The organism is Acidobacteriota bacterium, from assembly GCA_034211275.1.
In the GTDB taxonomy this organism is placed as follows: Bacteria; Acidobacteriota; Thermoanaerobaculia; order Multivoradales; family JAHZIX01; genus JAGQSE01.
Genome location: JAXHTF010000023.1, coordinates 20800 through 46915 on the forward strand (window position 1 = coordinate 20800; position 26116 = coordinate 46915).

Consider the following 26116-nt stretch of genomic DNA (forward strand, 5'->3'; position numbering starts at 1 on the left):
TTCTATATGACCTCCCAACAGGGGGTACCCAAATGTTGATGACTTTGTTTTCAATCGATTAGCGCCCACCAAGGGGCGTTGGTTGCCATCCCGGGCGTCGCCCTTGGTGCTGGAGGAGTGGGTCGGATAGAGTCTCGGCAACGAGATCGATTGGACGAGTTGGAGGCATGGGCGTTGGCAGGTGACGAGGTCGTGAACGCCGAGGGAGAGGAGGGTGTGGGGGAGGATCGGCGCGGTCGGCGGATAGGTTGGCTGGCGCATCCGCTGCCCTGGCTGCTGGCCCAGGCGCTGGTGCTGTGGTGGCGGTGCGCTGAGGCTGGGCTGCTGGTGGCGGAACGGGTGCCGGACAGCAGCGGCTACCTGAATCTGGCCAACCTGTCTCTGGATTCCAAACGATGGCTCGAGCAGGTGCTGGGGACGACCCGTACCTACGGCTACCCCCTTTTTCTCAAGATCGCGGGGTGGGCATCGCCGGAGCATGCGGCGGTACCGGCGGCCCACCTGGTCTGCTACATCGTCGCGATCCTGCTCTCCTGGCACGCCTTCAGCCGTTACTCCGGGCGCCCCTGGCTCGCCTTCTGGGTGGTAACGCCGCTCTTCTATGCTGGAGTCTTGTCCATGGCGGGCCGGATCCAGGCGGACTTCCTGGGTGCGGCGGCGGCGTTGGCGAGCCTGGGGCTCCTGCTGTGGCTGGCGCGGCGCCCAGAGAGCGTGGCTCTGTGGTCAGCGCTGACAGCGTCGGTGGCCCTCACCTACCATGTCCGCCCCGCCTACCTCTTCCTGCTGCCACTGGTACCGCTTCTGGGAGTGGCCTTGCGCTGGCTGCTACCGGAGGAGCGGCGGCTGCGCTGGCGCTGGGCGGTGGGGCTGGTGCTCGCCATGGTGTTGCCCTTTCTGGCCTACAGTAGCCTGCGCTGGGCGGTGATGGGGCATTTCGGGCTGGTCTCCTTCGGTGGCTACAACCTGGCCGGTGTGGTCACTCCCTTGCTGGACGAAGAGCTCATCGCCGAATTGCCGGAAGAGGACCAGGAGCTGGGGAGGTTGGTGCTGGAGAAGCGGCGGGAGATCGGGCTGGAGACGGTGTCCTGGGACACTCCCGTGGAGCATTGGCACGGCCAGTACAACCGCAGCGTGTGGTCGGCGGCGGTGCCCGCGTCGCGGCAGCAGGTGCGCCAGCGCTGGTTGGGGCAAGAGGCGGCGGAGGCGTTCGAGGTTCGGCATCGCAAGCGCCTCAAGCGCAAGGCCGCCCTGGAGGGCAGAGAACCGACCGCGGAGGAGCGGGCTCAATGGCGGGAAGAACGCCGCCGGCGGCGAGCTCAACGGCAGATCCGGCGAGCCCAGCGGGCACGGGAGGTGGCGGCCCTCAACCAGGGGCTGAATCAACTGTCGCGGTCGATTCTGCCGCTTCGCCCGATGCTCTATGGGCGGTGGGTCGTGGGCGGGTTCTTCGTCGGAGTGGCCAAGGCGTGGAGCGATCCGTGGGTTCGATGGCCGGCCTATGGCCTGCTGGCGACGGGGCTTGCTGTCGGAGGGCTCGGGGTTGCGGGAAGGAGGCGGACGCGGCGGCGGAAGTCACCCCCAAAGGAGCTACGACCTTTCTTCGCCCGCCTCCGGTGGACTTGGCGGAGCGCTGCGATGGCGTTGGTGGCGGTGGGGTATTTCGCCGCCGGGTTGGGGCTGGTGGTGCTGGTGGAGGTGCCCTTCGATCGCTACCTGATCGCCTTGACTTTGCTGCTGCCTGGCGCCCTCCTCGCTGCCCTGGTGGAACCGTGGCTCGGGCCGGCGGTGAGGACCCGGGGCGTCTGAGGTTGGTCATGGGGCTCTAGGATTTCTTTCGCTGTCGGCTACAATGCTTATGTGCCTTTTGGAATGTTTCCCTGGCTTCGGGGTCGCCCAAGGTCGGGTGGGGCAGACTATCTGGGGCGTTGGCGCGGGCCGATGGAAGTGGAAGGAATTCGGGTCGGGGCCAGTTGGCTCCAGATAGACCTTGAGAAGTCTTTGGAGGAGGGTGGTGGCAGAGGGCGACACGGGACGGGGAGGAGAGAAGACGGCGGTGGTCTCTGCCTGGCTGCGGCTGGGACTGCGGTGGTTCGGGCATCCGATGGTGTGGCTCCTGGTTTTGGGGGTGGCGCTGGGGCGACGCATTGCCGGAGCCGGCCTGCTGGTGCCGAGGAGGGTTCCGGACACCAGCGGCTACCTCGCGCTGGCCCAGCTGAGTCTCGACACTCCCCAGTGGTGGGAGAAGCTCCTGGGCACGACCCGCACCTACGGCTACCCGCTCTTCCTCAAGCTCACCGGCTGGGTGGCGCCGGATCTTACGGCGGTGCCCGGGGCCCACTTGCTCTGCTACATCTTCGCCATCGTGGTCTTCTGGTGGGGCTTCAGCCGCTATTCCGGCAGACCGTGGCTGGCCTTCTGGGCGGCGATGCCCCTTTTCTACGCCGAGCTTCTGTCGATGGTGAACCGCGTGCAGGCCGATGCCCTGGCGTCGGCGTCGGCGGTGGCGGGCCTGGGATTGTTGCTGGGGCTGGCCCGGCGCCCCCGGAGCGCGGCCCTGTGGCTGGCGGTAGTGGCGGTGGTTACCTACACGTACCACGTACGCCCGGCTTACCTCTTCCTCCTGCCCTTGTTCCCTCTGCTGGCTCTGGCCCTGCGCCGGCTGCTGCCGGGAGAAGGCCGTTGGCGCTGGCGCTGGGGGATGGGGTTGGCCGTGGCCCTGGTGTTGCCCTTTCTGGCCTTCTGCAGCTTGCGCTGGGTGGTGATGGGGCACTTCGGCCTGGTCTCCTTCGGCGGCTACAATCTCGCCGGCTTGACGACGCCGCTACTCGACGACGAGCTGGTGGCGGAGTTGCCGGAGGGGGATCGGGAGCTCGCTGCGGCGGTACTGGAGCTACGGCGCAAGAAAGGGCTGGAGACGGTGGGGTGGGACACTCCCATGGAGGAGTGGTATCGCCAATACAATGCCAGCGTCTGGCGCGTGGCGGTGCCGGCGGCGCGGCAGGAAGCGCGGCAAGAGGCGCGGCGCCAGACGCCGGACGAGGCGCAGCGGTTGGATCCCCGGGAGCGGGAACGCCGGCGCCGCGAGCTCAAAGCTTTGTGGAAGGGGCGGACTCTCACCCCCGAGGAGCGGGCCGAGGAGCGGGCCGAGCTGCGGGCGAAGTGGCGCGGTCAGCGGCAGGCGCAGCGGCAGGCGCAGCGGCAGGAGGCTCGAAGGCTCGAGCGGGTGCGGCAGGTGGCGGAGATGAATCGCGCTCTCAGCCATCTGGCCCGCTCGATCCTCGTGCAGCGGCCCGCGCTCTACGGCAAGTGGCTGGTGGGGGGCGTGGCGGAGGGGTTGGAAAAAGTCTGGGAGATCGTCTGGGTCCGGCGCTCCGCCCTCGCTCTGCTGGTTTTGGCGGCGCTGGCCGGGGGGCTCCGCTGGCTGTTCCGGCCTTGGCTGCGATGGAGCTGGCGCAGTAGTGCCGTAGCCCTGGTGGCGGTGGGGTATTTCGCCGCCGGGTTCGCCCTGGTGGTGCTGGTGGAGGTGCCCATCGACCGCTACATGAACGCCCTCTTGCCGCTGCTGCCCAGCGCCCTCGTGGCTGCCTTGGCAGAGCCCGTCCTCGGGCTGCTGCAGAAGCTCCGGGCCGCAGCCGGTATGGGCTCATGATCACAGAGTGCTTGGGGGGCATTGGGCGGGGAATGCGATCTCCCGGCACTGGGCCTGCGAGGCCAGGGGGTTGGATTTGGTTCCCCATGGGCTAGAATCTTTATGCGCCTTTCAGTATTTCCTCGTTCCGCCGCCGCCAGCGGTGGGTAGTCGGAGTTCGTCGTCATGAAGTTATTGATCGCCATTCCAGCCCTCGACGAAGAGGAGAGCATCGCCTCGATCATCGAACGCTGCCTGGCGGCGGCGCCGGAGATCGTGGAGAAGACCGCGGTCACCGAGGTGGAGATCACGGTGGTGAGCGATGGCTCCACCGACGCCACGGTGGCCATCGCCCGGGGCTACACGGACCGCATCCGGCTGATCGAATTCGAGGTCAACCGGGGCTATGGCGCGGCCATTCTCGAGGCCTGGAAGACCTCCGACGCCGAGCTCCTCTCCTTCCTCGATGCCGACGGCACCTGCGATCCGCGCTTCTTCGTCGACCTTTGCCGCACCCTCGAGGAAGAGGGCGCCGAAATCGCCCTCGGCTGCCGGCTGCACCGGGAGAGCAAGATGCCGCCGGTGCGGCGCCTGGGCAATCGCCTCTTCGGCACCCTGCTCAGCCTGGTCTCTTCCCAGAGCGTGCGGGACACCGCCAGCGGCATGCGGGTGGTGCGGCGCTCGGCGCTGCCGAAGCTCATGCCCCTGCCCAGCGGTCTGCACTTCACCCCGGCGATGAGCGCCCGGGCGCTGCTGCGGCGGGACGTGGTGATCCGGGAGATCAACATGCCCTACGACGAGCGCCAGGGGCAGTCCAAGCTCAAGGTCTTTCGCGACGGCCTGCGCTTCCTCGCCATCATTTTGGAGACGGTCTTTCTCTTCCGGCCCTCCCGGCCCCTGGGCTTTGCGAGCCTGGCGGCTCTGGGATTGGGTGGGCTCCTGATGCTGACGCCGATCCTGCACTATCTGGCCACCCACACGGTGGAAGAGTGGATGATCTACCGCTTCGTGGTCAGCCATTTGCTGGGAACCATTGGCGTCTTGGCCCTTTGTACCGCGTATCTGAGCCGGCGGGTGGTGACGGTGACGGTGTTGCCCCACCGCAAGGACAGCTGGGCCTACCGGTTGCTGCGGGCCTTTTTCACTGGTGCCGGACTGCGCGTCGCGGTGCCGGTGCTGGTGGTGGCGGGGAGCGCTCTGGTGCTGCCGGGACTCCTGCAGTGGATCGAGCGGGGCTCGGTCTACGAGCATTGGTCCCGCTTCATCGCCACCTCGTTCCTATTCTCTGCCGCCGCCATCCTGGTGGTGACCCGGGTGATGGATTTCTCCCTCGATCTGATCCAGGGTTGGATGGCCTATGAAGGCCGGCGGAGCGAGAGCCCGTGACGGAGCAGCAGCCAGCATCCCAGGAAGCGCTCTTCGACCGCGCGGAAGAGTACGACGCCATGCTGCAGCAGGGGCTCAAGCTTTCCGGGGAGGACAAGCACTTCTTCATCCACGGCCGCTTGGCGGATTTGCGGCAGACTCTGCCAGCCGAATCCCAGCCCCGGCGGATCCTGGATTTCGGCTGCGGTATCGGTGACACCTCGGTGCTCTTGGCGCAGGCTTTTCCCGGCGCCCAGGTCGTCGGTGCGGAGACCGCGGAGCAGGCCCTGGCCCACGCCCGCCAGCAACACGCTTCGGAGACCGTGAGCTTCGTGGGAGTGGAGGAGGTGGCGGACCTCGAACCCTTCGACTTGGCCTACGTCAACGGGGTCTTCCACCACGTGCCGCCGCCCCAGCGGCAGCGGGCGGCGCGGCTGGTCCACGACGCGCTGAATCCCGGAGGGCATTTCGCCCTCTTCGAGAACAATCCCTGGAATCCCGGCACCCGCCTGGTGATGAGCCGCATCCCCTTCGACCGCGACGCCATCACCCTGACCCCGCCGGAAACTCGGGAGCTCCTGAGCTCGGTGGGCTTCGCAGTGCGGGGGACCCGCTTTCTGTTCATCTTTCCGCGGCTGCTGCGGGCTCTGCGCTTCACCGAGGCGTGGCTCACGGGCCTGCCCCTGGGGGCTCAATATTGGGTCTTGGGGGAGCGTCCGGGAGACGGCTGAGTGGGGCGCGAGGTAGAACCCTACCGGTCTTCGAATGTGCCCGCGGACTGGTAGAATTCCCCATGCCCTCCGAGAGCGATTGGAGCTACCGCGGGATCGGTGCTCGAGACCTGCGGCTGGATTATCTGCGCGGGCTGTGCCTGATCAAGATGGTCTTCAACCATCTTTGGCATACGCCGGTGCACGCCATCCAGCATTGGCTGGGCTTCGTCACCGCCGCCGAGGGATTTTTCTTCATCTCCGGCGTGGTGGTGGGCATCGTCCATGGACGGCGGAGCCGGCAGCAGGGGCTGGGGGTCACCAGCCGGCAGGTCTTGCAACGCTCCTCCCAGCTGTACATCGCCAACTTGGCCCTGGTCTTCCTCTTCATCTCGCTGGAGGCGGCCCAGCTGCTGAGCTTCGATCGCTTCCAGAGCCTGTGGCGGGACTCCCTGGAATGGTCCCAGCTCTTCGCCTTCGGCCAGCCCTACTACCTCCACGTCCTGCCCCGATATGTAGCCTTCCTCGCTCTCACCCCGTTGGCTCTGTGGGCCTTGGTGAAGGGGCGCAGCCATTGGATTCTGCTCGTCGCCGCGGCGGCCTATGGAGTCAATCTCGCCGCCGGCGGCACGCTGTGGATTCCCTGGTTGGAGCGCTCGGGCTTTCCCATTCTGGCGTGGCAACTTCTCTTCTTCGTCGGTCTTTGGCTCGGCGAGCACCGCGAGGGCTTCGGGCGCTGGTGGCGGCGATGGAATCCGCGCTTGCGAACTCCGCTGCTGCTGACCCTCTTCCTGGCTTTCGTCTTCTACAAGCAGGGGGTGATGAACGGCTTGTGGGCGGGGCCCGACGGCAGCAGTCTGCTCCTCAGCCGGGACGCCCTGGGTCCCCTGCGTTTGATCAATCTGGCCATCGCCTTCGCTTTCTTCTTCGACCTGGTGGATCGCTGCTGGCGACCTCTGGAGCGCCTCAGCGGCGGGTTCGTGCTGCCCATCGGTCAGGCTTCGCTCTACGTCTTCCTGATGCACATTCCGCTGGTGTGGATCGCCAAAGAGGCCTTGGTGCGCACCCCGCCGCCCTTGCCGGCGGACGCCTGGCTGTTGTTGGGAGATTTGCTCTTGTTGAGCCTGCTGTGGGTGATGGTGCGCCGGCGGTTTCTCTTTGCGTTGGTGCCGAGGTAAAGGGGTGAGGATGTCCGCTCTGTGGAAGGATCGCCCGTTGGTGGGGGCCGTGGTCTTCTTCGCCGTGGTGCTGATGGTCTCCAATCTGCTGCTCCTGGTGCGCCGGCCGCCGACGGTGTGGCAGAGCGCCTCGGAGGTGGAGGCCGCCGCCTTCCGGCTGGGGCGTTTGGCCTCCCGCACCGCTGTTGTCGCGCCCCATAGCGACGCAGCAGTGCAGCTGACCTACACGCAGGGGGATCCCTGCGGAGCGCCGTTGGGGTTGGCGGTGCTGGGGCAGCTGACCCACGACAATCGGGCGGCGGGCCCGGAGACCCAGCTGTGGTTCCGCCTCGAGCCCTGGAAAGTCTTTCCCCGCAATCCCGACGCTGCGGCCTCGCCGACCGTGCTGGCGGCTCGGGACGAGATCGGAACGGACCAGGTCGGTTTCGCCGATGCTGGACATCTGCGGGTGGTGGTGGTCGAGCCCACCCTGGCGCAGGAAGATCCGCCGGTGGCTCTGCGGCTGAACAATCTGTCCGGCAACCGGCGATGGGCGGTGGCCAGCGCCGTGGCGCCGGAGCTCTACGGGCTGATGACGGCGCACCGGTGCGGATTGCCGGAGTCGGACCTGGTACTGCTGCGGTGGTTGGCCCGCAGCCTGCGGGCCCGGGTCTGTGACGATCTCGATCTCGCCGGCACCCGCTGCTACGACACCTCCCTGACCCTCTATCGGGATCGCCAGGTCGATCACTACCGCCTGGATCTGCGAGCTCTGGGCGATTCCGCCGAGCTTTTGGCTCTCCTCCTGGAGGTTGGGCGCAACCCCGTCGGCCAGCCGGTGTTGTTGACCTACCGGACCCTGCCGGGGTCCACCCTCGGCAAGCCGGCCAATCTCTTCTTCACCCGCCCCCGGCCCTCCGGGGAGCTTCTGAGCCCACAGGACAAGGGCTTTCACGGGCTTCGCTACGAGCCTGGAGCGGACCTGCCGGAGGGAACGGTTCAGCTCCAGGTGCTGTGGAGCGGCCTGCCGGATCTGGGGATCCCGCCAGTGGAGGAGTCGACGGTGACTGATAAGCTCTCGGGAGCTTCATAAGAAAAGTCCCGCACCGGATCGCCGATCCGCGGTCATGAAGATCGACGGGATCGGACCCACGATGGGATAGACCACTGGTGCGATAGGAAAGGAGTCTCTATGTTTTTTGCCGGGTTCATTCTCGGATTGATGGTTTACGCGGTTTTCCGCATCGGTGTGCGCGGATTCTTCACCGTCAAGCCCAACGAGCGGGCGGTGAAGACCAGTTTCGGTCGGGCGGAACGGATGCCCGGCCGGCCGTCGGAAAGTTTCGACATGAGTGAGGACGAGCAGGAGCGGTACCAGTACCCGCAGCTGCGGGTCATCGGCCCCGGCGGTCCCTACCTCAAGATGCCCTGGCAGGATGTGCACAAGGTCTCGGTGGCGACCCAGACCGTCGACATCATCTGGGATCCCACCAAGCAGCAGGACACCATCGAGGCGGTGACCAAGGACAACCTGACCACCGGGGTCAACGGCCAGCTGCGCTATCGGGTGAGCGAGAACAACCTCTACCCGTACCTCTTCGGCGTTCTCAGCCCGCTGGAGCACGTCATGGGTTACTTCATCTCCGTGCTGCGGGAACGCATCGCCAACTTCGTCGATCCTCGGGGCGCCAGTCTGGTGGACGATGACGATCTCAAGGGCACCGGCACCGCCGTCGAGCTCTCGGAGGGCGTCTCCATCAACGACCTGCGCAAGAATCTGCCGCTCTTGAACGAGTACATGGAGCAGCAGTGCAAGTCCACCGGCGGCCGCTACGGCATCGAGCTCGACGCCGCCCTGATCACCGAGATCGATCCGCCGCCGGAGGTGGATCACGCCCTTTCCGCCATCAACTCCACCCGCAATCAGGTGGCGGCGGACATCTCTACCGCCCGCGCCGACGCGGAGCAGCAGATCACCATGAGCGAGCGGGCCGTGGAGATCGCCCGCAACAATGCCGAGGCCGAGGTGGCCCCGCTCAGCGAGCTGGCCACCATCCTCACCCAGATCAAGGGGGAGGGCGGCCCAGACGCCCTCAAGACCTATTTGCGCAATATGCGGGTGCCGCTCTACGAGCGCGCCCGGCGCGTGGTGCTCAACGCCCAGGCGGGAGGGAAGAGCTGATGCTGTTCATGATAGGAATCGTCGTCGGCCTCGCCTTCTTCCCCATCGTCCTGCGCCTGGCCCGCGCCTTCGGCCTCTACGCCGTGGTGGGGGAGTGCCAGGCCCAGGTCTTCACCCTCTTCGGCAAGGTCGTGGGCGTCCTGGACGAGCCGGGGCTGCGCTTTCCCATGGCCAAATTCGGTCCCCGGGCGCTGCTCCTGCCGTTCTTCGGCAAGCGCCACGTGGTGTCCACGGCGCTGCGGCAGCACTATCTGCGCAGTCAGATGGTCAACTCCGAGGAGGGAACCCCCATGGGCGTGGGCATCTGGTACGAGATGAGCGTCAGCGACCCGGTCTCCTACCTCTTCGTCAACGCCAACCCCGAAGGCTCGTTGCAGGCCAACGTCGCCAGCTCTACCATTTCCACCCTTTCCAACCTGGAGATGGAGGAGATGCTGGAGAACCGCCACAGCCTCAGCCGCACGGTGCGCTCCACCGTCTCGCCGCTGAGCGAGAAGTGGGGCTATCGGCTGGGCTCGGTGTACATTCGCAAGGTCGCCTTCACCGACCGGCTGATGGTGGAGAACATCACCGAGAAGGTGGTCAAGCGGCTGGTGCAGGTGACCAGCGCCATGAAGCAGGACGGCGAGAACCGCGTCGGCCTGATCCAGAGTGAGACCGCCAAGAAGGTCTCTCAAAAACTCGCCGAAGCCTCGGCGGCGCGCCCCGAGGTGGTGGGCCAGACCCTCAACCAGATCCGCCGCCAGGACGCCGAGATCCTCGACGCCGTCATCGATGTGATGGAAACCGAGAAGCTGCTCAAATCCGGCGCCCTCATCGACGTCCTCCCCGGCGAGGCTCCGCTGCTGGTGCAGCTGTCGGAGGGAGCCAAGTAGCCTGCTTGGAAAGGGCCTACTCGGCTGTGGACCTACTGATAGTGGGTCCACAGCCGCAACACCTTCACCACCCGCTCCTCCGGCAACACCTGGTAGACCAGGCGATGCTGGATATTGATCCGCCGAGAGTACGCCCCGGCCAAGTCGCCGACGAGCTTCTCGAAGCGGGGAGGGGTGGTGAAGGGGTTTTCGGCGAGGAGGGCGAGGAGCTTTTCGGCCTTGGGTCGCAGGCCGGCGGCGGCTAGCTTCCGAGCGTCTTTCTTGGCCTGTTTGGTGTAGACGACGCGCCAGCGGCTCACCAGCCCGGGTCCTCGCTACACTCGTCCACCGGTTCAGACAGCCCAGACCGGATCGAATCCCTCATGCCGGGGATCGAGAGGAGGTACAAGGTCTCCTGGATGGCCCGCCAATCGTCCTCGGAGAGCAAGACGGCCTTGGACCGCTTGCCGGAGATCTGAATCGGCTCGCCGGATTCCTTGACCTCGTCGATGAGACGGTAGAGGGTGCGGCGGGCTTCGGTGGCGGTGAGCGTGTTCATGGCTCAATAGTACGACAAAGCGTACGGAATTGGAATCTGCGAGCCCTGCGGAGGCTGCTGAGTCCTCGAGCCGGGCATCGAGTGGTCGTCCAACGCAACCCCGGCGGCGGGATTCCGTTATCTTCTGCATAGTCCTGGGTAGAGGGCCGTGATGAAGCGGCTCGGAATGGAGGTTCCTGTGAGCAGAAGTAGCCTGTCCTTCTGGAAGAATCGGTCGATCTACGCTTTCGTTGCTGGCCTTGCCGGTCTAACGGTGTTGTTGCTAGGTGGGCTGGCCCAAGCTCCAGCGCGGGCCCAGGACGCGCCGCCGCTGGTGGAGACCATCGATGTTCATCTGGTCAATGTCGACGTGGTGGTCACCGACCGCAAGGGGGAGGTGGTGCGCGGGCTGACGGCGGAGGACTTCGAGCTCTTCGAAGACGGCAAGCGGGTGAAGATCACCAATTTCTCCTTCATCGACCGCCAGCCGCCGGAGGCAGCCTCAGAGGACCAGCCGGAGCCGGAACCGGAGGCCGACGCGCCACCGCCGCCGCCCCTGCATCTGGTGGTCTACGTCGACAACCGCAACCTCCAGCCCACCAGCCGCAACCGGCTGATGCCGGCGGTGGAGAGCTTCCTCGGGTCTCGCCTCTCCGACCAGGATCAGGTGATGGTGGTGAGCTTCGACAACGGGCTGCGCATCCTGCACCCCTTCAGCGCCGAGCGCGAGGCGGTAGTGGCCTCTTTGGAGCCCCTCAAGAAGGGCACCACCCGGGCGATGATCCGCGGCTCCGAGGCGCGGCGGGTGGCGGCGGACTTGCTCAGCGCCGACGATAAGACCGGTGCCGACGCCATCGCGCAATGGCAGATGTTCCAGGAGGCGCAGAAGGAGGAGGCGCTGAAGGGGCTGAACGTGCTGGCCAGCTTCGTCGAGGCCCTGGCGGGTCTACCGGGGCAGAAGGCGGTGCTCTTCATCAGCGAGGGCTTCGCCATGACCGCCGATTCCCGCAATGCTCTCGACCGCATCACCACCGCCGCCAACAGCAGTGATGTCACCTTCTACGCCCTCGACGGCCTGGGGCCGGATACCGCCGGCGATCAGCAGGCGGCGTCGGTGAATAGCGGCGCCGAGGCGTTCGTCAACAACACCCTCACCGTCGACCGTCGCCGGACCCTCCAGCGCCTGTCGGACGACACTGGCGGCTTCGCCGTCACCAACACCTACAATTTCGACCGCGGGCTGGAGCGGGTGGGCCAATCGTTGGCCAGCGCCTATTCCCTGGGCTTCGTGCCGAAGCGCGAGCGGGATGGCAAGTACCACGAGCTGAAGGTCAAGGTGAAGGGACGCGGGCTGACGGTACGCTATTCCACCGGCTACCAGGACAAGCAGGTGGTGGCCATGCTCGCTGACCGAACCCTGGCGGCACTGCAATTCGACGCCGAGCTGGACAACCCCATGGAGGTCTCGGTGCGGCGCTCTCCGCAAGCCCAGGAGGAATGGGTCATCGCCATCCCGCTACGCCACATCACGCTGATCCCCCAGGGCAAGCTCCACCAGGGCCAGGTGCGCCTGCTGGTGGCCAGCCAGCGCCCCGGCGGCGCCCTGGCGCCGGTGAAGGAGATCACCCTGCCGATCAAGATCCCCGCCGAGCAAATGGCCGCCGGCGGCCCTCCCGCCATCGGCTACAAGGTCGCCCTCGCCGGCGACGAAACCCGCCTCGCTGTGGGCGCTCAGGACATCGTGGCGCGCACCCAAAGCTTTGCGCGGGTGGTGGTGGAGCCGGGGGGCTGATCCTTTGGGGCGGCGGTCAATCTGGCGTCTGCGCGGTCACCGTGGCGGGCCGGCAGTGATTGGCGAGAGGTCTTCGGGCTCGATGCGCAGAGGCGGAACGAAGGGGATTTGGAGCTCTGCCTGGGCTCGGGCGAAGATCTGTCGTAGCTCCTCCTGGGAGGCCTTCCAGGCGGTAGTCCCGAAGTCCTCGGCCCACTTCTGTCCTCGGCGATCCCCAAAACGCGCCAGTGCTTCCCACAGGAAGACCCGGCCCCACCAAGGGATCTCCTGGAGCTCCAGAAGTCCACTCACAACTCCGAGGACGTAGCGATCGAGTCCTTGATCGGAATAGTCCTCCAGGGCGCGAAGCATCATGACCATGGTGCGGTTGTATTTGGGGGCGTCCACGAAAGCGTTCGCGAGAGCCTCGAGTTGGTGGGGCTCCAGGGGCACCCGCTGATCCCGAAAGCGATCCCGGTAGGTAGGGTAGTGAAACCACTCGTAGGGATCCCCGTTGGGGACCAGGAGATACAGGCCGTGCCAGCGGGTGGTAGGCAGCTCCGCGGCCCGAAGTAGCCACTCTTTCTGGGCCGCAGCGACAGGCGGCTCGGAAGGCTGGTGACCAGCTGGTGAGACCCTAGTTGATGGGGCCCCGGCCGCGGCTTCTGGCTCCGCCGCCGACTTCTCGGCTACTCTTTCGGGTGGACCCGCCGAGACCTTGCCTTTCTTCGGTAGCTCCGAGCCCTGTTGCAACTTCTGCGCTGCGCGAATCAAACCCGCGATGTCCTCCACCTCGCCGGCCTCCGGGAAGAGGGCTCCGTAGACGTTGCCGACGGTGAACCAACCCCGCGGGTGATCGACGAGGAAGACGATCACCGTTTCTCCTTCGGAATACTCCGGCTGTTCAGGGCAGACTGCCCCTGGCCTGAACAGCACGGGCACTGATTCTTTCGCCGGACCCTTGAGTACCTCGGAAGGGTAGAGGAGGGCGCGGGCACTGGCGTAGTGCTGCTCCCGTGCTTCGGGGTTCAACTCCTGGATCTCACCCACCTGCCCCACGAAGATCAGGTCGGCTTCGTCAACCAGAGTCCATAGCGTCTTGGGGCCCGTCCCCACCGGGTAGGCCGAGGTGGGGAGAAACACGGCGAGAAAGAGAACGAGGAGACAGTGGCGGGCTCGTTTCATGATGCTTCCAGGATCCAGTTCATCAGGGTTCGTCAGTCCTGTCCGGAAAGTTCTGCAAGAATCAGTCCGCCGACAGAACCGTGAGCATGTGGGGCGAGCGCCCGAGTAGCTATAGCTATTCTGGTATGCTCCCACGCCAGATTGTTGTTGTACTGAGCACGGGCGTAGTGGCGAGGAGAGATGGCTTGAGCGAGACGACGGCGGAGCAGGGGAGCGCTCTCTCCTCCGGAGCGGAGTCCGATGAGGGCGACGGCGCCGGTGCCATGAGGCCGCGGCGGGCGTCTGCGCCGCTGGTGCCGCGTTTTCAGCATCAGGGCTACCAGGGCGAGCAGGTGGCGGATCGGCGGCGCTGGGTGGAGGAGCGGACAGGGGCGGAGCTCGATCACGTCGGGAAGTTCTCTCTCGATCCCCAAAGCCTGCGGGGAAATATCGAAAACCCCATCGGCGCCGCCCAGGTACCGCTGGGAGTAGCGGGGCCGCTGTTGATGCAGGGGGAGCATGCCCAGGGCACCTTCTACGTTCCTCTGGCCACCACCGAAGGGGCTCTCCTGCGTTCCTACGAGCGGGGCATGGTGGCCCTCACTCGATCCGGTGGTGCCACCGCCCGCATCCATCTCGACCGCAATCGAGTGTCGCCCATCTTCCATTTCGCCGACGTCGGCGAGGCTCATGACTTCGCCCGCCGGTTGCCGGAGCACCTGCCCGCCATCACCGCCGCCGCCGAGGCGACCACGCAGCACGGCAAGCTGCTGTCGGTGACCTGCCTGCCCGCCGGGCGGCGGGTGATCGTCGACTTCGAATATGCCACCGGCGACGCCCACGGCATGAATATGATCGTGCGCGCCACCGATGCCGCCTGCCGCACGATCCTCGAACGGGTCGGGGGCGAGCGCTACTTGGTCTTCAGTGGCTACAGCGCCGAGAAACGCCCCGCCGGCTCGCTGCTGCGGGGCGGCAAGGGCAAGAAGGTGGTGGCTGGGGCGTTGCTGCCGCGGCGGGTGGTGCGGGCGGTGCTGCGCACCACTTCCGAGGCCATGGCAGAGCTCTGGCACGATACCGTCGCCGGTCATCTCACCAGCGGCAGCTTGGGCTACAACGGTCAATACGCCAACGGGTTGACGGCGCTCTTCATCGCCTGCGGTCAGGATGTCGCCAACGTGGTCAACTCGGCGGTGGGACTGACTCAGCTGGAGCTCACCGGTGACGGCGACCTCTACGCCAGCGTCACCCTGCCATCCCTCACCGTCGCCACCGTTGGCGGTGGCACCGGCCTCGGCACCGCTCGGGAGTGCTTGGAGATGCTCGGCTGCGCCGGCGGTGGTGGGGCCCCCAAGCTGGCGGAGATCACCGCCGCCACGGTGCTCGCCGGGGAGCTCTCCATGGCCGCCGCCATCGCCAGCGGCCAGTTCGTCGACGCCCACGAGACCTACGGCCGAAACCGGCCCGAGGGGGCATGAAGCGACCCTTTCGAGGCCTGCGGCGCCGCGGCCCGGCGGAGCGCTACGACGCGGTGGTCATCGGCGCCGGCGTCGGTGGCCTGGTGTGCGCCAATCTGCTGGCCTTGGAGGGGCTGAAAGTGCTGCTGGTGGAGCAGCATTACATGGTCGGCGGCTACACCAGCACCTTCCGCCGCGCCGGCTACACCTTCGACGCCGCCACCCACTTCTATCCGCTGCTGGGCAATCCCGACACCCTCACCGGCAAGGTGCTGGGGAAGATCGGCTGCCGCACCGGCTGGGTGGCCATGGATCCGGTGGACACTTTCCATTTCCCCGACGGCAGCCGCTTCGAGGTGCCGGCGGACCTGGAAACCTACCGGGCGCGGCTGGACGAAGAGTTCCCGCATCAACGGGAAGCCTTGGACGGTTTCTTCGCCGAGGTGCAGAAGGCTTATTTGCGCGGCTTGATGGTCTATTTCAAGGGCCGCGACGAGGCGCTGCTGGGAGACCTGAATGAGCAATCCATCACCGACGCGCTGGAGCGCCACATCGCCGACCCCAAGCTCCGGCTGCTGCTCACCGCCGACTGCCCCCACTGGGGCTCGGCGCCGTCCCGCACCTCCTTCGTCTTCGATTCCATGCTGCGGCTCTCCTACTTCCTGGGCAACTTCTACCCTCAGGGCGGCTCTCAAGCTTTCGCCGACGACCTCGCCCGCTGCTTCGAGGAGCGCGGCGGGGACATCCTCATGTCGACGGCGGCGGACCGCATCGAGATCGAAGGCGGCCGGGTGGCGGGAGTGCAGCTGACCACCGACCGGGGGTGGCTCAAGGGAGAGCATCGGGTGGCGACGGAGGTGGTGGTGTCCAACGCCGACCTGCGCCACACCTATGGCGACCTGCTGCCGTCGGAAGTGGTGCCGCCGGAGACCACCGCGACCCTGAACGAGCTGCGCCCCAGCTACCCGTGCTTTCTGGTGCACATCGGTTTGAAGGGAGTGGATCCCAAGCAGCTGGAACAAGCCCAGGGCTACTATTGGCGCCATTGGGATCCGGATCGGGTGGGCCAGGACGGCCTGATCTGCAAGGTTTTTGTACCCACCCTCTACGAGCCTGCCATGGCGCCGGAGGGAGGGCAGATCGTCATCCTGCAGAAAGTCCAGGAGCTCGACTGGAAGTCGGTGGAGGATTGGCCCCGGCACAAGAAGCGAGTGGAGGCGGGGATGTTTGCCCAGCTGGAGGAAGTGGTGCCGGGCATCGCCGATCACGTGGTGGTCAAGACCGCCGCCTCCGCCCGCACCTCGTGGCGCTTCACCCGCAATACGGTGGGCGCCATGCTCGGTTGGGAGATGGCACCGGATCAGCTGGGCTCGGATCGCCCGGGCATCGAAGGACCGGTGCCGGGGATGTTTTGCGTTGGCCATTGGGTGCGGCCCGGTGGCGGCATCACGCCGGTGATCGTCTCCGCCGAACGAGTGGCGGAACGGGTCGTGAAAGAGGTCGGCGCTCTGTCTCGTAGCGGCGGGACCGTCCAAGCCGAGCTCGGGGCGGTACAGCCCCCAGCTGCGGTGCCGGCGACGGGCTCGCGCAATGTTTTAGAAGGAGGACCCTCGGAATGAAACGAAAAACCAAGCGATGGCTTTGGATCACGCCCCTGCTCCTGCTCGGTGCGTTGGCGGCCTGGGGTGCGTACCAGGTGGACCGCATCCAGGACCGGGCGGATCGCCTGGCTGCTACCGGCACCGGTGCCATCAAGTTGTTGGGAGAGCTGGGGGCCGGCCTCAAGCACCACGATCTGGAACGGGTGGCCGCCTGCTACGACGAGGCCTACGACCATCCCCAGCAGGCCCTTTGGAACCAGCGGGATGCGTCGCACAAGGACGGCGTGACGGTCTACCGCTGGCAGGCGGAGGATGCGGTGGCTCCCGACAAGGAGGCCGCCGTCGGGCAGATGGCGCGCTTGTTGGAGAATGTGGAGTCCTTCGAGCTCGCCAAGCTCAAGCTGGCCCGGGTCGAAGAGATTCAGGGCGAAGAGGGGGCGGTGGTGCGCTCGGTGCTGTGGCTGCGCGGGCAGCGTCCCGGCGGCGAGCTCTTCGAGTCCCAGGCGACCCTCCGCTTTCACCTCCGTCGGGCCACCGAAGGTGGTGTTGGCGGCTGGTCCATCGCCCGGCAAGAGCTGGTCTCCGGCACCACCACCGAGGGGGTGGGGGAGGGCTTCGCCGACATCGCCGAGGCGGCGGGGATCACTCATCGCTCGCAGCCCAACCCCCTCTTCGCCACCGACGAATGGTTCCCGGAGACCTTCGAGATCATCCAATACGGACCGGCGGGAGTCTCTGCTGCGGACGTCGACGGGGACGGCTGGGCGGATCTCTTCTTCGGCGACGGGGTGCATCCGCGGTTGTACATGAACCGCGGCTTGGACGAGGCCGGCGAGCTGCGCTTCGAAGACGTCAGCGCCGCCGCCGGTCTGCCGGCGGACGCTCCCGGCTCCAACGTCGGCCTCTTCGCTGACCTGGACAACGACGGCGACGACGACCTGGTCCTGCCCCGCTTCATGGGCGGTCATCTCCTCTTCCGCAACGAAGGGGTGGACGAGGCCGGCGTGCCGCGGTTCACCGACCTCAGCAACGAGGTGGATCTGGGCAAGGGCTTCGTGGTGGTGGCCAGCGCCGCCGACTACGACAACGATGGGGACCTGGACCTCTACCTGGGACGCTACCTGGATCCCCGCACGCAGCTACCCACCACTCTCTTCTACACCCGCAATGGCCAGGGCAACAGTCTGCTGCGTAACGACGGAGTGGACGAAGCCGGCGTGCCGCGCTTCACCGATGTGACGGAGGAGGCCGGGGTTCGAGAAGGAGGCCTGACCCTGGGCGTCGCCTGGGCCGACTACGATGCCGACGGAGATCAGGATCTCTACGTCTCCAACGACTTCGGCCGCAACGCGCTGCTGCGCAATGAAGGGCCGGATGAAGGCGGGGTGGTGCGCTTCGCCGACGTCAGCGAGGAGACCGGCACCCTCGACTTCGGCTTCGGGATGAGCACCGCCTGGGGAGACGCCGACGCCGACGGCGACCTGGACCTCTACGTTTCCAACGTGCACTCCGGCCAGCGCTGGTACGGCCAGGCAACCACCCTGCGCCAGTATCTCCTCACCAGCCTGCGCCAGGGCACCTTTTCGGAGGATCTGCCGCTCTATCAAGAGATCTACGGCTACGCCGGCACCGACTGGCAGGACTACGGCGACGGCATGGTGAAGGGCAACTCGTTGATGATCAACGACGGTGAAGGAGCCTTCACCGAGGTCAGCGAGATCGCCGGTACCAACCCCTTTGGCTGGTATTGGGGCTCCGCCTTCGTCGACTACGACAACGACGGCTGGCAGGACGTCTACGCCAACAACGGATGGATTACCGGCCGCACCTACGACGATTTGTGACTGCCCTACATTGTGAGCGCGGTCGCGCACATCGACGAGTACAAGCAGGGCACTTTCTACAGCAACGAGTTCCGCGGCGACATGTCCTGGAACGGCTTCGAGACCAACAACCTCCTGCGCAACGACGGCTGCGGTGAGGACGGCATCCCCCGTTTCACCGACGTTGCCATGGCTCTGGGGGCGGATGATGGCAAGGACGCCCGGGGACTGGCCATCGCCGATTTCGACAACGACGGCGATCCCGACTTCGCCATCAACAACAACTTCGGTGACAGCGGCAAGATCGAGCGCGCCGCGCCAACCTTGCTGCGCAACGACATCGGCCAGCGTCGGGGGTGGCTGGCCCTGGACCTCCAGGGCACCAGCAGTAACCGTTCGGCGGTGGGTGCGGTGGTGACCGTGGAAGCCGGCGGCGTGATCCAGAGTCGGGTCGTGGAGATCGGCTCCAGCTACGCGTCTCAACACCATCGGCGGCTGCACTTCGGCCTCGGCGATCATCCTCAGGCGGATCGCGTCACCGTGCGCTGGCCCGCCGGCGGCGAGGAGGTGTTCGAGAACCTTCCCGCCCGCAGCCGGGTGCGCATCGTCGAAGGGCAGGGAGTGGTGGATCAGAGCACCGAAGAGCCGAGCTTGGGAGCTCCCGCCTCGGGGGAGCCTGGCTCGGCGAAGCGGTCGTCGGAGGAGACCGCCGGAACCCGTTGAAGGTTCCGCCGGAACGGCATGAGCGGGTCGCCGGCCTCCTCCCGACGGGTCCTGGTGGCGGACGCCGGCGAGCCGCTGGCGGCCCATCTTGTGGAGATCCTCGCCGGGACCTTGGCACCGGATCCAGCGGCGAGGGCCGGCGCGGGGTTGGGAGCGGGCAGTTGGGAGGTTCAGCATCGCATCGTGACTGGCCGCCCCGGCGACGTGGCGCCGCAGACCGGGGCGCTGATCCTGGTGGCGGAGCGTGCGACCCCCAAAGGAGCCTCGGCTGAGAGCACCGCCACGGAGCTCACGAAGGGAGATCTCGCCCTCCTGGGCTTGGCCGCCGCCTGGCTGCGGGGCTCGATCCGTGCGACGCCTCCGGAGGAACGGCCGCGGCGCCTGATCCTTGTCTCCAGCGCCTGGGTTCATGAGCCCTCTCATCGCCACCTCGGCTATCTCAGCGAAGACCAGCTGCCCAAGCGGCCGCCGGAGAATCGGGTGGCGCGGCGTTGGCGAGCCTTGGAGGCGGCGTTTCGAGAGCGCCTGGAGGCGGTGCCCGGCGGTCGGGCGGCGCTGGTGTCGGTGATCCTGCGGCCGACTCCCATTCCGATGCCGGACGGGCGGGATCCCCTCAGCGGACTGCTTCGGGGCCGGGCTTCCTGGGCCCCCGCCGGCTACAACCCACCGCTCCAACTACTCACCGTCCACGAGCTCGCCACGGCGGCGCGGGCGGCTCTGGACGATGCGGTAACCGGTAACGAAGCGGGGGAGCCCCAGGTCTGGCAGGTGGCGCCGGAGGAAGCGATCCCGTTGCGCTGGGCCATGAAGGCCGCCGGCGTCCGCCGTCTGCCGGCACCGGCCTGGACTCTGCGAATCGCCCGTTCCCTTGCCGGCTCCGAGCCCGACGGCGTCGACGCCCTCTGCCATGCGGCGACGGTGAGCGATGCCCGCTGGCGGCGCATCTTGGCGGGGCTCGGTCGTCCGCTGCCGCCGTCGACCCTGCAGCGCCCGGCTCGGGAGCTCGCCCACGACCCTTTTGGATTCGATCAGGCCTACGTCGACCGCTTCCGCCGCACCCTTTTTCCCTTCCTCCACGACCTGTGGTGGCGGGTGGAGTGGCGAGGGTTGGAGCATGTGCCGCGGCACGGTGGAGGAGTGCTGGTGGGCACCCACCGCGGCCACCAGCCCTGGGACGGCGTGATGGTGCTCCATCGGCTGGCCGGCGAGCTGGGTCGCTATCCGCGGTTTCTGATTCATCCTGCGCTGATCAAATTCCCCTTCCTGGCCCGCTATATGGCCGGCCTCGGGGGCATCAACGCCTGCCGCGAGAACGGCGATTGGGTGCTGCGCCAGCAGGAGCTGCTGGGCATCTTTCCGGAGGGCATCCGCGGCGCCTTCGCCCGCTACCGCAACGCGTACAGCCTGCGCCGCTTCCGACCGGACTACGTTCGCTTCGCCCTGCAGCATCAGGTGCCCATCGTGCCCTTCGTGGTCTTGGGTAGCGCGGAGATCTTTCCCGTCCTCGCCAAGCTCCAGTGGCAGTGGTGGAAGCGGCTCTCGGATTGGCCGTGCCTACCCGTGACTCCGACGCTGTCGACCCTGCCCCTGCCCTCCAAATGGCACGTAGAATTTCTCGAGCCTTTGGATCCCGCCCGGGAGTATGGTCCCGAGGCCGCCCAGGATGGTGATCTCGTGCGCCGCCTCAACCGCGAGGTGCATCAGCGCATGGACGAAGCCTTGCAGGCTCTCCTGACCCGTCGCCGCCACATTTTCTGGGGTTCCCTGTTCAACGATGCTGGAGCTTGATCCGTGATGCCTATCTTCCACCGTCCAAAGTCACCCCACCGCTTCCCGTCTCGTACCCGGCGTCTCATCCGGAGAAGGCCCCTCGTTCAAAGGCAGCGCCTCGCATGGCGTATTGGGGCTCCCAAGGTGCTCCCACTGCTCCTGCTCGTCCTGCTGCCCTGGCTCGCCACGGGCTGCGGCACCGGTCCGGCCACCGCCGAGGTAGGGGCGGCGCTACCTTCCTTCAGTCTGGAGAGTCTCTCCGGGGAGACCGTGCGCTCGGCGGATTTTCAAGGCCGCCCGACGGTGATCTCGGTATGGGCCACCTGGTGTCAGCCCTGCCTCAAAGAGATTCCCCTGCTGCAGCAACTCCACGCCGACCCGCGCTTCCGGGTGGTGACCATCGCCTTGGACGAGACCGGCGCCGACACCGTGGCTCCCTTCGTCGAAGAGCGAGGGCTGAGCTATCCGGTCTTGTTGGGCGATCAAGAGACCTTCCAATCCCTCGCCGGCTTCGCCATCCCCCACAACGTCCTGGTCACCCCCGACGGCACCGTCGCCGACATCATCCGCGGCCTCTTGGACGAGGAACGGGTCGAAGCGCTGCTGCTGAGCTCGGGGTGAGACGCCGGATGAAGCATGTCCTTGGAGCTGTGACGGTAGCGCTCTTCGCTCTGATGGAGCCTTGCCTCGGGCTCTGGACCGGCCCAGCATTGGCCGCGGAGAAGGCGACGCAAGAGGCCGCGGCGCCCGAGCGATCTGTGACTGAGCGAACCGTGCCTGATCGATCGGAGCTCGATCAGCGAGTCCTGGTGGGGGAGCACCGGCTGCACGCCCGAGTCGTTGGCACCGGCACCCCGGCGGTGGTTTTGGATACCGGCATGGGGGACTCCCTGGAAGCGTGGGGAGAGCTGCTGCCGCGGCTTGGGGAGCTGACCACCACCGTGGCCTACGACCGCGCCGGTCTCGGTGAGTCGGAGCTCGGTCCGGAGCCGCGGGACCTCTTCGCGGTGGCGAAGGATCTGAGGGCACTGCTGCAAGGGCTTGGCATCGAGCCCCCCTATCTCCTCATCGGCCACTCCCTCGGCGGCTTGCACATCCGAGGCTTCGCCCATCTCTATCCCGAGGAGGTAGCGGGTTGGATCTTCATCGACCCGACCACCGAGGGGATGATTCAGAGCGTGCTCACCGAAGAGGGCCAGGCGGCGGTGCTCCAGCAGCTCGAAGGAGAGAGCGAGGGAGTTCTCGCGGAGGCGCGGGGAGTGCCGCACCGGCTGCGCCAGCTCGATGACCTCGACCCTCCCCCCCACATCCCGGCGGTGGTCCTCTCCGCCGCCGCACCCATGCACATCCCCGAAGAGCACCGCGAAGCCGCCGCCGCCGCCGGCATGACCGAAGAACGCCTCGAGGAGCTCCTCACTCTGAAGCTCGATCTCCACCGAGCGCTAGCAGACAAGCTCCCCCAGAGCGAGCACATCACCCTGCCCGAGAATCACCACTACCTACACCAACAAGACCCTGAAATCGTCGTCGAGCAAGTCCGCAAGCTGCTGGGACAGATCCGTCGGGGGCAGGAAGTGAAAGCTCCCGTCGAGGATGGGTGAACGTCGGGGTGGCCTCGCTGGTCGGGTTGAACAATGAGTCAGCTCATCATCCTCCTAGATCGCTGCGAAGAAGCCGTGCCCTTCGCCTCCTGATCCCGACCACTACGATCACAGACAAGAGACTTTCTCTCCGAGCCGCAAGCGCAGTTCTTGTGGGTTGGGTGCCTCCCTGCCGAGCCAACGGGTCCGATCGGTAGCAACACCGGCTGGTCTTCTTGACCCATGCCATCCAGCTGTTGCTGCAGGCTGCGCATTGGTCGCTCGTCTCTTCTAGCAGTCCGTGGTGAAAGTCGAGCCGTCCTACGAACGGCCCGTTTCTTCCGAGCCCTCCTTCGAAGACCTCGTTGATCCCCGCCTCGCCTTCTGTTTCCTGGTCTAGTTATCTAACAAATTTCCAGCGTTTGTGTCTTTCCAAGAGTAATGGTGATGGAAAGCAATAGGTGGTCTGAAAGTAGCCTTCGGCACGTTGTGCGGAACAGCTTCGGAGTGGTTAGACACAAGCTTCGATGATTTGTAGCTTCCTCTTTCGAGAGCGCTGATGGATACGGCATGTTGTCTGGTCAGCGCAGAGGTGTAGAGCACGATAGTAGAAGGTTGCCAGGTGTCATGAAAAGGAAATCTCGAAGCCGTGGTCTTGGAGAGTGGATGACCTTGTTCCTTTTCGACTGCCAACCAGATGCCTACTAGCGGGACTAGCCGAGCACGCTGAGACCGATACGTCCTCAAGATTCCTGGGGCGGTTTTGTCTTCATCACCACCGGACATCGTGGGCTGAGAGGGGCGAAGGCAATAGCTGGTTCGCAGGGAGGTGGGTCGGGTCGTGCAGGATTCTGATAGCGGCCCGATTGTCAAGGTTATCTACGCTTCCTAAATATTTCCAAGAGCTAACAAGAGTAGTTAGGCACTTGCCGGTCGGGCTACCGGCGGGCTGATTCTAGACCGTCTGAAGGAGGTGCGATCAATCAATGGGTGACTTCCATCTTTCCCCTGCCGAGCTAGACTCTTTTCAGGAGATGTATGAGAACTACTTCTCTTGGGTAGTCAGGTGCTTTCGGCGTATGGGCTTTAGGCCTGGCGAGTCAGAAGATCTCGCCCAAGATACATTTTTGCGTGTCTATAGGGGCATGAAAGACTACAAAGGCAAGGCCGTCGCCGGGTATCTCGAGACGGTGGCCAGGCGTGTTGGCTACAATGAAATTCGTGGTCGGCATGCGAATAAACGGGAGGCACGACTCGTCTCGTTGGATGGTCTGCCCGTTGAGCCAAAACCTCGCGGAAAGGCAACCGCGATGTGGAGACCGCCTCTGTCTCAGGAGGATGAGGTCCTAGAGCGCGAAAGCCTGCACCAACGCAAGCGTCTGTTGGCGGAAGGCCTCGATCAAATTACACAAACGAATCGGGAAGCACTGCTCTTGTGGCTTGCAGGGCATAAATACAGGGAGATCGCTGAGCTTCTAAACATTAGTCTCAATGCAGTCAAGTCCCGAATCTATGCGGCAAAGAAGGAATTGGAGTCCTTGTGTGCGAGGACCTCGTTGGATGAGATGCCCTCAAGGCCTGAAGTTGAGGACGCTGTAAGGAAAGAAAGCAGCAACGGGGAGGACGACGATGAATGACGATGGACTCAGAGCTGCATACAACCTTTGGCTGGCATCAGCATCGGTTGAGGAGGTTCCCTTCCCTGAGCTCGAGACACTGGAGCGCTACCGGCAGCGAAAGCTTTGCCCGGAAGAGCGAGAGCTTGTTACCAAAGCTTTATGTCGTTATCCCGAGCTCGCGCGCCTATTGTCTACTGACTGGCATCCACCTGATCCCGGTCATATTGATGTTTTCGATGAGGAGATGGTCGCTCGGAGTTGGAGCGATTTTCAGGCTCAGCTCTTGAGGGTGGATGCAGGTGGAGCGGCCTCTTTTACCAAGAGCACCTCGGAAGACCTGCCTGCTGGTGGTGACAATGTTCCATCGGCTGAAGCCAACGAAAACCACCGGGAGGGATCTGAGGGTCGCAGAGACTCTGCGGAGGTGATCCGGCCTGAGGGCGCTGCCCGGAGCACCAGTCCTGGAGCCCGACCACCTCTTGGAGAGCCCCTGCTGGCAGTGGGGCCGGCAGGCTTGGTTTCCTTGGCGGGCAGGAGGAGGAAGGTTTTGGCGTTCTGGCGTCGTGTATCCCTCGCGGCTTGTCTACTTGCGGTGATCATTTGTTGGCTATATATCAATAGTTGGCAGGAGTTTGCTCGCCTGGAGTCGTCGCTGCTTGAGCCGAAGGCCGCTCCTCAGCACCGAGAGCTGGCTCCTGATGGTTTTGAGCATAGCGGCCAAGCTGTTGTAGAGGACTCTCTGCCTTTGGGAGCTGTATCTGAGTTGCTTATCTTGAACCTGAGAGGTCTTCCTCAGAATCCAGCCTACACTGTGCATCTCCTGAAGCTGGACGGAGCCGGGGAGAAGCTAGTGTGGTCAGCTGATGGCCTCGTGCCTAGACCAGACGATACGATTGAGTTTTGGTTTCCAGCTCAGTTCTGGGGCAGCGGGCGGTACCGGTTCGATCTTTACGCTATGAATAGCATCGAAGAGAAGCCACTTGCCTCTTTCTCTCTTGGCACAGCTTTATCCTCCAACGAGAGGAAGGTCGCATTCTAGGATCCGGGAGGTCAATAAATCCCTCATGGGGTTGGGGTTGGGGTTGATGTCAGAGGGCAGCTTCGCCGAAGTCCACGCCCAGGAGGGGCCTTTGCGCATAGAGGGGCCGTCCAGCGCCCCAGTAGGCGACAACAGGCTGTGGTTCCTGCTTCACTGTGGAGCTTCGAGAGAAATCCTCTAAGGAAGCGCGAGCAACCCATTCGCTGATCTCAGGGCAGATGCCGAAGAACGAGGCGGAAGGAGGTGTCTTTCTGGCGTACCGTTGGACGTGCCGCACTCCGATACTCTGGAATACACTCCAAGGCGTTTTCAGATTTGCTGGTACCTCCTTTGCGTACGAAGGATCCTCCTGGGCAGGGTTCGGTGGCTCTCTTCGAGAGGGGCTTGCAGGCTGATCGTGTGAGCTGCCAACTGTGGCCCAGGAGTTGATCCACCTGGATAGTCTTTCCTCGATGGGCCAGAGCCGTGCATGGGATCAAGCCATTGCGGGCTGGGTCGTAGACGAGCTTGGCCACGGCCACCAGTTCCTCTTCGCTAGGGAGATCGAATTGGGCGACGCCGTCACAGAGTCTATTCAGGGTGCCGATGAACTGCCTGGCATCTTCGTAGGAGACCTCGTTGGCCACGGCTCCATTCACCAGGAGCTCATAGAGACGAGGCTCCACGAGTCGGTCCTGCAAGAGAAAGAATGGAACTTCGCGCCGGACCGCGGGCACGGATCGGAGAAGCCAAGGCATCAGGGGTTCTGAGGATTGGGCCTGTGCTTCGCGAAAGAGCTCTGATGCCCGGGCTTCATCGAGCCCGATGGTGACCGGGGCTGATGGGCGTATCTCGACGAAGCGGAGTACCGAGCCGGAGACACTAATCATGACCTCGCGTCGATCGAGATAGATGGCTTCGGTTGCTGTACAACCTCCAGGAATTTTACCTTCGAGGTCTCGGACAGATTGCTTGAGCTCTTTCAGTCTGTGCTGTAGCGAATCCTGTGCTTGCTCCATTCTTTTTAGATCACCCTCGATTCGATCAATGATCGTCTTGGGGGCGGTGTTTTCGTCGGGCGGCATCCCAGCGGGTGCCTTCTGAGGTGACTGCTTCTCTTTGTTCGGTGTACTCCGCTCCATCATTGAGGACCAGA

General features: G+C 65.2%; 22 protein-coding genes. 18 read left to right on the forward strand and 4 right to left on the reverse strand.

The genetic code is table 11. The features are described from left to right. Positions 1 to 192 precede the first annotated feature (192 nt). The 8 genes from SX243_06220 (at position 193) to SX243_06255 (ending at position 9917) form a co-directional block, all read left to right on the forward strand. Positions 193 to 1806 carry a hypothetical protein gene (locus SX243_06220; GenBank protein ID MDY7092555.1) on the forward strand — a complete coding sequence of 538 codons (1614 nt, stop codon included), beginning with the start codon at positions 193 to 195 and terminating at the stop codon, positions 1804 to 1806. 205 nt (positions 1807 to 2011) lie between these two features. After that, positions 2012 to 3649, forward strand: a complete 1638-nt coding sequence (locus SX243_06225) for a hypothetical protein (protein MDY7092556.1) — start codon at positions 2012 to 2014, stop codon at positions 3647 to 3649. Between the two features lie 165 nt (positions 3650 to 3814). Then, a complete protein-coding gene (locus tag SX243_06230; protein ID MDY7092557.1) occupies positions 3815 to 5014 on the forward strand; it encodes a glycosyltransferase family 2 protein in 1200 nt (399 codons plus the stop codon). Then, a complete protein-coding gene (locus tag SX243_06235; GenBank protein ID MDY7092558.1) occupies positions 5011 to 5724 on the forward strand; it encodes a class I SAM-dependent methyltransferase in 714 nt (237 codons plus the stop codon). Before SX243_06230 ends, SX243_06235 begins: the two co-directional genes overlap by 4 nt. 62 nt (positions 5725 to 5786) lie before the next feature. After that, entirely contained in the window at positions 5787 to 6881 is a 1095-nt protein-coding gene (opgC, locus tag SX243_06240) for an OpgC domain-containing protein (protein MDY7092559.1), read from the forward strand. A 10-nt stretch (positions 6882 to 6891) separates the two neighbouring features. Continuing rightward, positions 6892 to 7953 (forward strand): hypothetical protein, encoded by a 1062-nt coding sequence (locus SX243_06245; protein MDY7092560.1) that lies wholly within the window; start codon positions 6892 to 6894, stop codon positions 7951 to 7953. Positions 7954 to 8052: 99 nt separating this feature from the next. Beyond that, entirely contained in the window at positions 8053 to 9042 is a 990-nt protein-coding gene (locus SX243_06250; GenBank protein MDY7092561.1) for an SPFH domain-containing protein, read from the forward strand. Next, positions 9042 to 9917 (forward strand): SPFH domain-containing protein, encoded by an 876-nt coding sequence (locus SX243_06255; GenBank protein MDY7092562.1) that lies wholly within the window; start codon positions 9042 to 9044, stop codon positions 9915 to 9917. The genes SX243_06250 and SX243_06255 overlap by 1 nt, the downstream gene beginning before the upstream one ends. Before the next feature lie 32 nt (positions 9918 to 9949). Here SX243_06255 and SX243_06260 read toward each other — a convergent pair whose 3' ends face one another. After that, complete coding sequence (locus SX243_06260; GenBank protein ID MDY7092563.1) at positions 9950 to 10216, reverse strand: Txe/YoeB family addiction module toxin; 267 nt, start codon at positions 10214 to 10216, stop codon at positions 9950 to 9952. Further along, positions 10213 to 10455 (reverse strand): type II toxin-antitoxin system Phd/YefM family antitoxin, encoded by a 243-nt coding sequence (locus SX243_06265; GenBank protein MDY7092564.1) that lies wholly within the window; start codon positions 10453 to 10455, stop codon positions 10213 to 10215. Before SX243_06265 ends, SX243_06260 begins: the two co-directional genes overlap by 4 nt. A gap of 178 nt (positions 10456 to 10633) precedes the next feature. On the opposite strand from SX243_06265, the gene SX243_06270 reads away from it, so the two are divergent. Further along, the gene (locus SX243_06270) at positions 10634 to 12226 is read left to right on the forward strand and encodes a VWA domain-containing protein (protein ID MDY7092565.1); all 1593 of its coding nucleotides are present in this window, start codon (positions 10634 to 10636) and stop codon (positions 12224 to 12226) included. A 36-nt stretch (positions 12227 to 12262) separates the two neighbouring features. Here the strand turns inward: SX243_06270 and SX243_06275 are convergent, their stop codons facing one another. Continuing rightward, complete coding sequence (locus SX243_06275) at positions 12263 to 13390, reverse strand: hypothetical protein (protein ID MDY7092566.1); 1128 nt, start codon at positions 13388 to 13390, stop codon at positions 12263 to 12265. A 185-nt stretch (positions 13391 to 13575) separates the two neighbouring features. On the opposite strand from SX243_06275, the gene SX243_06280 reads away from it, so the two are divergent. The 9 genes from SX243_06280 (at position 13576) to SX243_06320 (ending at position 24981) form a co-directional block, all read left to right on the forward strand. Then, positions 13576 to 14847 carry a hydroxymethylglutaryl-CoA reductase gene (locus SX243_06280; GenBank protein MDY7092567.1) on the forward strand — a complete coding sequence of 424 codons (1272 nt, stop codon included), beginning with the start codon at positions 13576 to 13578 and terminating at the stop codon, positions 14845 to 14847. Further along, complete coding sequence (locus SX243_06285; GenBank protein MDY7092568.1) at positions 14844 to 16445, forward strand: NAD(P)/FAD-dependent oxidoreductase; 1602 nt, start codon at positions 14844 to 14846, stop codon at positions 16443 to 16445. Before SX243_06280 ends, SX243_06285 begins: the two co-directional genes overlap by 4 nt. Continuing rightward, positions 16442 to 18271, forward strand: coding sequence for a VCBS repeat-containing protein (locus SX243_06290; protein ID MDY7092569.1), 1830 nt, complete (start codon positions 16442 to 16444; stop codon positions 18269 to 18271). Before SX243_06285 ends, SX243_06290 begins: the two co-directional genes overlap by 4 nt. Positions 18272 to 18283: 12 nt before the next feature. Beyond that, a complete protein-coding gene (locus SX243_06295) occupies positions 18284 to 18973 on the forward strand; it encodes a CRTAC1 family protein (protein ID MDY7092570.1) in 690 nt (229 codons plus the stop codon). A gap of 18 nt (positions 18974 to 18991) precedes the next feature. Then, positions 18992 to 20761 (forward strand): 1-acyl-sn-glycerol-3-phosphate acyltransferase, encoded by a 1770-nt coding sequence (locus SX243_06300; GenBank protein ID MDY7092571.1) that lies wholly within the window; start codon positions 18992 to 18994, stop codon positions 20759 to 20761. 126 nt (positions 20762 to 20887) lie between these two features. Beyond that, positions 20888 to 21364 carry a TlpA disulfide reductase family protein gene (locus SX243_06305; protein ID MDY7092572.1) on the forward strand — a complete coding sequence of 159 codons (477 nt, stop codon included), beginning with the start codon at positions 20888 to 20890 and terminating at the stop codon, positions 21362 to 21364. Between the two features lie 152 nt (positions 21365 to 21516). After that, positions 21517 to 22344 carry an alpha/beta hydrolase gene (locus tag SX243_06310; protein ID MDY7092573.1) on the forward strand — a complete coding sequence of 276 codons (828 nt, stop codon included), beginning with the start codon at positions 21517 to 21519 and terminating at the stop codon, positions 22342 to 22344. Positions 22345 to 23309: 965 nt separating this feature from the next. After that, positions 23310 to 23960 carry an RNA polymerase sigma factor gene (locus SX243_06315; GenBank protein ID MDY7092574.1) on the forward strand — a complete coding sequence of 217 codons (651 nt, stop codon included), beginning with the start codon at positions 23310 to 23312 and terminating at the stop codon, positions 23958 to 23960. Beyond that, positions 23953 to 24981 carry a hypothetical protein gene (locus SX243_06320; protein ID MDY7092575.1) on the forward strand — a complete coding sequence of 343 codons (1029 nt, stop codon included), beginning with the start codon at positions 23953 to 23955 and terminating at the stop codon, positions 24979 to 24981. Before SX243_06315 ends, SX243_06320 begins: the two co-directional genes overlap by 8 nt. 209 nt (positions 24982 to 25190) lie before the next feature. Here SX243_06320 and SX243_06325 read toward each other — a convergent pair whose 3' ends face one another. Further along, positions 25191 to 26045 carry a hypothetical protein gene (locus tag SX243_06325; protein MDY7092576.1) on the reverse strand — a complete coding sequence of 285 codons (855 nt, stop codon included), beginning with the start codon at positions 26043 to 26045 and terminating at the stop codon, positions 25191 to 25193. Positions 26046 to 26116: the final 71 nt, after the last annotated feature.

What these genes read in the sequence shown, in the direction of transcription:
- SX243_06290 (MDY7092569.1), top strand. Translation starts at nt 16,442, where the DNA reads ATGAAACGAAAAACCAAGCGATGGCTTTGGATCACGCCCCTGCTCCTG.
- SX243_06265 (MDY7092564.1), bottom strand. Translation starts at nt 10,455, where the DNA reads ATGAACACGCTCACCGCCACCGAAGCCCGCCGCACCCTCTACCGTCTC.
- SX243_06230 (MDY7092557.1), top strand. Translation starts at nt 3,815, where the DNA reads ATGAAGTTATTGATCGCCATTCCAGCCCTCGACGAAGAGGAGAGCATC.
- SX243_06275 (MDY7092566.1), bottom strand. Translation starts at nt 13,390, where the DNA reads ATGAAACGAGCCCGCCACTGTCTCCTCGTTCTCTTTCTCGCCGTGTTT.
- SX243_06320 (MDY7092575.1), top strand. Translation starts at nt 23,953, where the DNA reads ATGAATGACGATGGACTCAGAGCTGCATACAACCTTTGGCTGGCATCA.
- SX243_06325 (MDY7092576.1), bottom strand. Translation starts at nt 26,045, where the DNA reads ATGCCGCCCGACGAAAACACCGCCCCCAAGACGATCATTGATCGAATC.
- SX243_06315 (MDY7092574.1), top strand. Translation starts at nt 23,310, where the DNA reads ATGGGTGACTTCCATCTTTCCCCTGCCGAGCTAGACTCTTTTCAGGAG.
- opgC (MDY7092559.1), top strand. Translation starts at nt 5,787, where the DNA reads ATGCCCTCCGAGAGCGATTGGAGCTACCGCGGGATCGGTGCTCGAGAC.
- SX243_06250 (MDY7092561.1), top strand. Translation starts at nt 8,053, where the DNA reads ATGTTTTTTGCCGGGTTCATTCTCGGATTGATGGTTTACGCGGTTTTC.
- SX243_06245 (MDY7092560.1), top strand. Translation starts at nt 6,892, where the DNA reads ATGTCCGCTCTGTGGAAGGATCGCCCGTTGGTGGGGGCCGTGGTCTTC.
- SX243_06285 (MDY7092568.1), top strand. Translation starts at nt 14,844, where the DNA reads ATGAAGCGACCCTTTCGAGGCCTGCGGCGCCGCGGCCCGGCGGAGCGC.
- SX243_06255 (MDY7092562.1), top strand. Translation starts at nt 9,042, where the DNA reads ATGCTGTTCATGATAGGAATCGTCGTCGGCCTCGCCTTCTTCCCCATC.
- SX243_06300 (MDY7092571.1), top strand. Translation starts at nt 18,992, where the DNA reads ATGAGCGGGTCGCCGGCCTCCTCCCGACGGGTCCTGGTGGCGGACGCC.